The organism is Butyrivibrio sp. NC2007, assembly GCF_000421405.1.
Taxonomy (GTDB): domain Bacteria; phylum Bacillota; class Clostridia; order Lachnospirales; family Lachnospiraceae; genus Butyrivibrio.
The window spans coordinates 253374-261068 of the sequence record NZ_ATWY01000004.1 but is presented as its reverse complement, the minus strand read 5'-3'; the positions used below and the strand labels follow the sequence as shown (position 1 = coordinate 261068).

General features: G+C 43.7%; 6 protein-coding genes and 1 tRNA gene. 4 read left to right on the top strand and 3 right to left on the bottom strand.

Features of this window, described 5'->3' with window-relative positions; genetic code table 11:
* Positions 1 to 611: 611 nt before the first annotated feature.
* Both G632_RS0105185 and G632_RS0105180 read right to left on the bottom strand, forming a co-directional pair.
* On the bottom strand, positions 612 to 1262 hold the full coding sequence (locus tag G632_RS0105185) for a hypothetical protein (protein ID WP_155828842.1): 651 nt from the start codon (positions 1260 to 1262) through the stop codon (positions 612 to 614).
* Between the two features lie 592 nt (positions 1263 to 1854).
* Positions 1855 to 1928: transfer RNA gene (locus G632_RS0105180), tRNA-Arg, on the bottom strand.
* 65 nt (positions 1929 to 1993) lie between these two features.
* Here G632_RS0105180 and G632_RS0105175 point away from each other — a divergent pair.
* The 3 genes from G632_RS0105175 to G632_RS0105165 are packed head-to-tail and all read left to right on the top strand — an operon-like array spanning position 1994 to position 5548.
* Positions 1994 to 3058 (top strand): extracellular solute-binding protein, encoded by a 1065-nt coding sequence (locus G632_RS0105175; RefSeq protein WP_022767966.1) that lies wholly within the window; start codon positions 1994 to 1996, stop codon positions 3056 to 3058.
* A gap of 2 nt (positions 3059 to 3060) precedes the next feature.
* Positions 3061 to 4806 (top strand): sensor histidine kinase, encoded by a 1746-nt coding sequence (locus G632_RS18895; RefSeq protein WP_022767965.1) that lies wholly within the window; start codon positions 3061 to 3063, stop codon positions 4804 to 4806.
* Positions 4784 to 5548, top strand: coding sequence for a response regulator transcription factor (locus G632_RS0105165; protein WP_022767964.1), 765 nt, complete (start codon positions 4784 to 4786; stop codon positions 5546 to 5548). The genes G632_RS18895 and G632_RS0105165 overlap by 23 nt, the downstream gene beginning before the upstream one ends.
* Before the next feature lie 37 nt (positions 5549 to 5585).
* On the opposite strand, the gene G632_RS0105160 is transcribed toward G632_RS0105165, so the two are convergent.
* Positions 5586 to 6989, bottom strand: coding sequence for an RNA-guided endonuclease InsQ/TnpB family protein (locus G632_RS0105160; RefSeq protein ID WP_022767963.1), 1404 nt, complete (start codon positions 6987 to 6989; stop codon positions 5586 to 5588).
* A gap of 96 nt (positions 6990 to 7085) precedes the next feature.
* On the opposite strand from G632_RS0105160, the gene tnpA reads away from it, so the two are divergent.
* On the top strand, positions 7086 to 7571 hold the full coding sequence (gene tnpA / locus G632_RS18890) for an IS200/IS605 family transposase (protein ID WP_022767962.1): 486 nt from the start codon (positions 7086 to 7088) through the stop codon (positions 7569 to 7571).
* Positions 7572 to 7695: the final 124 nt, after the last annotated feature.

The window sequence follows — 7695 nt, the reverse complement described above, 5'->3', positions numbered from 1 at the left end:
AAGCATGCTTATCAATTAAACTACACGAGGGCTATCCACATATGTCGCCATTTTCTATCAATAAAGAAGGAAGCTCCTCCTGACGTGGAATTCCTCATCAGTAAAGAGCTTCTTCCAATCCGACCTGGACGCAAAGACCCTCGCAAAGTCAAAGTCCAAACCGCTATAAGCTTTCTGTACAGAGTAGCTTAACAAACTAATTATACTATCATTTCGGCAGATGGACATCTGCCTATTTTCTATGCCCTGAAGGTTTAAAAACCATCAAAAAAAGAGAACTGATTACCTTATTCAGGTTCTCAGTTCTCTATTTCTTTTTGTTGTCATCTTATCTTAATGACATTGTCGAAAATGAGGCTTCTTTTTTAGTGTTCCCGATGCGATTCGAACGCACGACCTTTCGCTTAGGAGAGGAAAGGTCACAAAAAAATGTAGAAAGGAAGGCACTTCTAGACCACCTATTTCAAGTGTCACCCACTTTGTCACCCAGAATTAATTACATTAAAGTAATCAGAACAAAATAAAAACGCACAATAAACGCACGAAAAGTGTTATACACAGTATGTCAAAAAAGAGCCTCGAATACGAGGCTCTTTCTATTTAATAGTTATTTACTTAGCCTTATTAGCGACTCTACCTTCAGTCTTTCCATGTTGGTTCCAATGGTCTTTTAATGCCTTTCCATCAGGTCCAAAAGCGGCCTGAAGATCTGCATAATTGGTATAGTACCAGTACGCATTGAAATTTGCATTATTGCCTTTGTATGTTTTCAAAGCCTCAACCTTTGTATTGTTTGCAGCTGGAGCAGTAGTTGTTTTTGCAGGAGCCGCCTTCTTTGCAGGCTTTGGAACGGTCTTGTAAACTGTCCAAGCAAGCGAAAACTTGTTGTACTGGTCAGCTACATTCAGGTCGTAACCATACTGTGCTGCATAAGTAAAAAGGTCGTTCACTGTACCGTATTTACCAAAAAGTTGATAAGCATCATATTCATAACTCTGTGCATTAGTAAGTGCATTGCCAGTTAAATCTCTTCCATCAGGATGAACGTTGATACCAGGAACGTCCTGTGTAGGTCTCCAGTCCTTAACAAGTGTTCTATACGCTGTATAGTCACCAGTGATAACGGCGTTCTGGTAAGCCGTCTTAGCATCCTCACCATACTTCTTGCCGATGTTATCTACAACGTAACCATATCCAAGGCCTACGCCGCCGCCACAATAGCCAGTGTTCCACGCTACCTGGCCGTTATAGCCAGAAGTCACAGTTTCGGCTTTTGCCGGAATAGGCATGCATAATGCCAATGTGCAAATAAGTGCTATGCTAATGATTATTTTTTTGTTATGATTCGGCAGTTTTCTAAATAAGTTATTCATATAAACCCTCCAATAATGATTTGCTAGCCTTGTGAGTATTATCACGTAACTGAATAAATTATCTCAAGGAATGTGAGATAGATACTATAATGGTAGCATATTGTGAATAACTCATCAAAGCAAAAAATCATTTAACACTTCTATACTTTTTATTAATTCAGAATCTTTCTGAATAATATTACAAAATTGAAAGTGATTGGAATTATTGACTATTCTCCGCTATGGGAAACAATGAGGTCCAAAGAAATTAGTCAATATTATTTATTGAAACAAGGAATAGATGGGTAAGAAGGTAACTATGTTTTCGTGGCTGATTAAAATGGATTATGAGTCTCAGAAAGTTACATCACGTAGCACCGCGCCATGTATCCTGAGATACCAGAACGGATAATCTAATAAAAGGTTATTGTCACCCATTGTCACCCACTTTTGGGTGACTGGCACAAAAATAGGAAGCACGGCAAATGTGCTTCCTTACTAGTGTTCCCGATGCGATTCGAACGCACGACCTTTCGCTTAGGAGGCGAACGCTCTATCCTGCTGAGCTACGGAAACAAGCACTAAGTATATTATCACAATGCGCTTTGTAAATCAAGGCAGGTATGTAGTAGAATAGGACCATGAGACATGGTAAAAGAGATTTCGGAAAACGCCTAAGAGCCATAATGACAGCGACTTTACTAGCAGCAGTGACGCTGCTTCTTTCGGCGTGCGCAGGATCGGAGAGGAAACAGGAGATAGAAGAGCTCTCAAGTAGCTATGCTGTACCTCAGGAGAAGCAGCTTATTGTCTACACTTCCCACAAGGAAGAGGTGTATCTGCCGATCATCCGGGAGTTTGAAAGCCGCACAGGAATCTGGGTTGAGCTTCACACAGGCGGTACGACGCAGATGTTTTCCGAGGTAAAAGAGGCTTCAGAACAAGGTCGCTGCGACATTATGTTCGGCGGTGGTATCGAGAGCTATGAGGCGGCAAAAGATCTTTTCATGCCCTATGAGCCTGTTGAGAGGAGCGCACTGGATCCTGACTATGTGGATGATGAGGACCGCTGGATTCCATTTACCGAGCTCCCCATCGTATTTGTCTACAACAAGAAACTGGTATCCTACTCAGAGCTTCCCACTACCTGGGAGGAGCTCTTTGACAGCAAGTGGAAGGGGCAGATTGCCTTTGCTGATCCAAATAGTTCAGGAACCAGTTATACAATATTATCCACCATGGAGCAGCTCTTTAATGAAGAGCCACAGAGCCTTGTACCTAGGTTTTATGAGCAGCTGGAAGGAAGGATACTTCCTTCTTCAGGACAGGTCATTCCCGAAGTTTCGGATGGAAGCTTCCTTATAGGAATAACTCTGGAGGAGACAGCCAGGAAAGCCATGGATCAATATGAAGATATTTCCATGCTCTATCCGGAGGACGGAACCAGTGCCGTTCCCGACGGCATTGCCATGGTAAAGAACGCTCCCCACAGTTATAACGCGGGCAAGTTCATCGACTTTGTGGTTTCCTACGACACCCAGAGATACGCCACTGAGAACTTCTACAGAAGATCTGCAAGGAGTGATGTGGGCAGCAAACGTGGAAATACTGAGACCTTCATTAAATTTGATGTAGAAAAATCCGCCAGGGAAGAGGAAGAAGTCTTTTCCCTCTGGAATGCCCTTGCCGGGCAGGAAGGAGAGTGAGTATGGGCTTTGTGAGACAATCCTTCAAGCGGCAGATTTTTGTGGTGTTCCTAGCAGTAACTCTTTTCCTCGTAATATTCGGAGGCGTACTGACAATCCAGGGCTTCCAGGCCAGGATAAAGAGCGATTACGAAAAGCGGGATGCTGAGCAGGAAGCCGTAGCTATAGGCAAGATAAATGACATTTTGACAAAATCAGAGGAAACCCTGGATGCCATTGCAGACAGTGAGGTACTAATTAATTCCTTTTATAAGGGGAGGAAGAATTCCATCGCCATCTATGCCGATCTTTATGAGGCAACCAGACAGGTGCGCTCATTTGCGCAGGTGGATCTTTACATGGGAAGTCGCTGCATGTATTCAACTGCCAGCGGCTCTAAACCCGCAGCTCTTCCGGATTATTACGGCGTTATAAGGCAGGCAGTACAGGGAGGAGGCCATACAGTCTTTTCCCAGGATATAATTAATGCTTCAGAAGGCGAAGGTGATTTCCTCATTGCAAGACTGATGGTGGATAAAGAGGAACCGGGAGTGGCTCTTATCAGGATCGATCAGCAGGTGCTCAGAGACCAGCTCTCGGGCTCAATAAACGCCAGAGACGGCTTTATGCTGACGGGGAGCTTTCTTGAGCCGTACTGTCTTGTGGGCACAGCTGAGGACGGAAAAGACCTTTCAGCGATCCGCAGCAATCTGCAAAGCGGAAAGCTATATACCGAGGGTTTTCAGAAGAATATTTACATAAAGCAGCTGGGCAATACAGAACTTCTCGGAATTTACGTTACGCCTCCTGTCTTTGATGAATCCGCAGTAAGAGCCAGTTATCAGATCATCATTTTCCTGGCTATCATCAGTGTCCTTATCTGCCTGATAGTCGCCAACCGAATGAGTAACTACGTGGCTAAGCCCATCGGCACACTGGCAGCAGGTATGAGGCGCTTTAGAAAGGGCGACTTTGATGCCAAGATAGAGCTGAGCAGAGAGGATGAATTCGAGCAGCTGGCAGTTGGCTTTAACAAGATGACTACCCAGTTAAAAGACACTATGGAAGAGCGAGTGGCTGCTGAGAGAAAGGTCAATGAGACCAGGATCGAGATGATGCAGGCACAGCTAAATCCGCACTTTTTGTATAACACTTTGGACACCATCAAGTGGGTTGCCAAGGCAAATCATGTGCCGGAGGTTGCGACCATGTCGGCGTCTCTTGCCGGGATCCTAAGGACCAGTATTTCCCAGACTCAGTTTGTAAAGCTCTCTGAAGAGATCAAGCTGATCCAGAACTACTGCGACATTCAGAGGATAAGGTTTGACGATAAGTTTGACATTACCATAGATATTCCGGAGGATGTGATGCAGGCTATAATACCAAAGCTTATCCTGCAGCCCATTATAGAAAACGCCATTATTCACGGCATGGATGATATGGACAACGGCCATATTTATGTGGCTTCCATCAAGGAAAAAGGTAAGGACGGATATCCTGATCTTCTTAAGATTTCCGTTCAGGACAACGGAAAAGGTATCAGTGATGAGATGCTGACTGCCCTTAACAACGATGACCCGGAAACATTAAAAGGACATCTTGGTCTTAACAATGTGAACACCATTATTAGACTTTACTACGGCAAGGAGTACGGAGTCATGGCCGTAAGACCGTCAGAGGGTGGAACCATCATGATAGTTACAATTCCTTATTCGGAAAAAGAGCCGGTGAAGGAAGAGGAGAGAAATGACAAGAGTACTGATAGTTGATGATGAAAAATACGTGCGTATGGGAATAAAGAGCGAGACCGACTGGGCCCTTATCGGATGCGAAGTTGTCGGAGAAGCTGCCAACGGCATTGAAGGCCTTGAGGCAGCAGAGACTCTGCGCCCGGACCTTGTTATATCAGACATACGCATGCCCAAGATGGACGGCATAGAGATGGCAGAGAAGATCATCGAGAAATGTCCGGGAACGAAGGTGATATTCCTTACAGCCTACAACGAGTTTGAATACGCAAGGCAGGCTATACGTATCGGAGTGTCGGATTATCTTTTAAAACCATTCCAGGACGGTGAGCTTGAGGGTTCAATCCAGAGGCTCCTTCATCTGCACCCCAATGCACCGGCATCAAACGCTGAACTTGAGGAGCAGCTGATTCCTCTTAAGACAAAAGATGAGGTTTCAAACCGCTACGTTCAGACGGCCATTGAATATATCGAGAATAACTATGTTGACTCGGGATTTAGTATCACCAAACTTGCCGAGGCCATGAGCGTAAGTGAGGGGCATATTTCAAGGCTTTTTAAATCCGAGACCGATCAGTCCATAAACAACTATCTCACCAGATACAGGATAAAAAGGGCCATGGATTACCTGAAGGATGTAAACGTTAAGGTCTACGAAGTTGCAGAGAAAGTGGGTTATTCAGACATTGCCTACTTCTCCAACACCTTTAAAAAACTGGTAGGCAAAAACCCTTCTGACTATCAGACCAAAGGACTTGAATGAACTACCCTCACCGACTCCACGTCGGAAAGGGTTTCTGTTATGCCGCATGGCGGCATGAACCTGTAGGATGCTCTATGCATCCTGCAGAACAGGGCATGTCCACTATGCCCCTATCCCATTGGCTTACCTTTGGGAATACTTTCCTTAAGATGTTTGCAGCTCCATTTATGTCTGCATTTGTTATTGTACCATCGCAGTGCCTGTAAAGTCCTCTCTGTATCCTCTTGCCTGAAAAAGCGAAGTTCTCTTTCGCATTCTTTTTATACACAGGGATATAGTCTTTTGCAAGAAAGTCTGCCTTTGATGTGTAGCTTTCTTCCGTGAGAACAAACTTTATACCATATTCAGCAAGTTTGTATCTGAGCATGTCTGCAAATATCAGCATTGGTATCTGCACAAAATTCTGGTTATTGACATGTCCTATACCTATCTCCTGTTTCTGGTATGTATTATGCCCCATCACTACTACATCTACATGGTTATCCCTTGCATAGTCTGCAAGCTGTCTGCTCACCTTATGGAACTGATCCTTTATCCTCCTGTTCCTCTTTTCAGTAAGAGCATTCATCTTTCTTGTCCTGTACCTGTTGTTACATGTCATGGCACAGGAAGAGAGTCTTTTCATCTCTTTGTTGTAAAACTGGTTGATTGACTTGATCACGCCTCCCTTTATCACAAATGGTCTTGCGCCAAAAGAGTTCGCTACAGCGGCGATATTTTCTGTTCCGGGATCGATAGCCATTACTCTCAAGCCCTTCAGATCTGATACGTCCGACAGGTCAGAGAGGGTATCCTTATCAGACATTGGCATTATTCCTTTATCAGGAACAGAAAGAACCACATCCAGGACAAAGCTTTTTCCACTGGGCTTTATACGCACTTCCTTAAGGCATACTTCTTCAGGGAGCTGACCAAGAGACAGCTTATCCTTTGTACCGGGAAACTTAAGATCCCCATCCTTGATCCTGCATATCTGATTAGTCAGGACAGCTGTCTTGAATGAGCCCTGTGACACATATCCCGGCATCTTGGGACGGCCAGTAAATGCCCCAGGATTCCTGCCATATACTTTTACAGCTTCAAAGAAAGACTTATAGTCTCTGAGAAGAAGTTTCAATATCTGCTGATTAGCCTGAGCCGGAAGGGCATAGTATGCCTTATCCCTTGTAACCTTTAGCAGATGATCAAGGGCATTATATGAGAGCCATTTGCTATCACCAAGATATTTAGTCCCTAAAAGATTATCCCTTACGAGCCTGTAAACCATCATCTGATTTGGAAAAAGAGGCTTGAACTCAGCCATTGAATCAACTGATGACGAATACTGCCTTAAGATGAAATTTGCCCTGTTGTACAGAACGGCTGATGATCTGCAGATATCCCTGCAGTAGTCATAGAGTATGTGGTTTTGGTTTATCCTGTATTGCCTTGTTCTGTACACGGTTGTAAATTCCTTATCAGTATTCTATAGTTAGTATTATAGCACATATTTCAGAAATATGCAAACATATGTTCTCTTTAGATAAGGAGTAAATTTATGCAAAAATCAATAGCAGAATCAGATATCCTGAACGAGTACAGAAGAGGCTCACATTCCGTATACAAACTCACATACCATGTAATTTTCGTGACTAAATACAGAAAGAAAGTGATCACAGATGAGATCGGTGATTTCATGAAGAATTACGCCGCTTACCTCTGTGGACGCATGAACAGCGAACTCATTTCCGTTGAGACAGATGTCGATCACATGCATCTGCTGATCTCCATGCCACCTGATGTGGCACCTGTAAAACTCATCAACTCGTTAAAATCACAGCTTTCCAAAGAAGTGAGAAATACATATAGGACTCATATAGAAAAGTATCTGTGGGGAGATTCACCCTTCTGGAGTGCAAGTTACTTTTGTGCAACTACCGGAAGCGTTTCTCTTGATACTGTCAAAAAATACATTGAAGATCAGCGAACAGAAGAACACAAGCGCAAATACATTAAGACGGGGAAATACAAAAAGAAAAGCTAGTGCGGTTCATCCCACAACCGATTTCATCGGAAGGGGTTTTCTCGCACGATGTTTATAATAACTTGACTTAGCCGTACGACGAAGATTATACTTGAATCAGATAAATTTGTTCGTACGGCTAATT

What these genes read in the sequence shown, in the direction of transcription:
- G632_RS0105175 (WP_022767966.1), top strand. Translation starts at nt 1,994, where the DNA reads ATGAGACATGGTAAAAGAGATTTCGGAAAACGCCTAAGAGCCATAATG.
- G632_RS18895 (WP_022767965.1), top strand. Translation starts at nt 3,061, where the DNA reads ATGGGCTTTGTGAGACAATCCTTCAAGCGGCAGATTTTTGTGGTGTTC.
- tnpA (WP_022767962.1), top strand. Translation starts at nt 7,086, where the DNA reads ATGCAAAAATCAATAGCAGAATCAGATATCCTGAACGAGTACAGAAGA.
- G632_RS0105165 (WP_022767964.1), top strand. Translation starts at nt 4,784, where the DNA reads ATGACAAGAGTACTGATAGTTGATGATGAAAAATACGTGCGTATGGGA.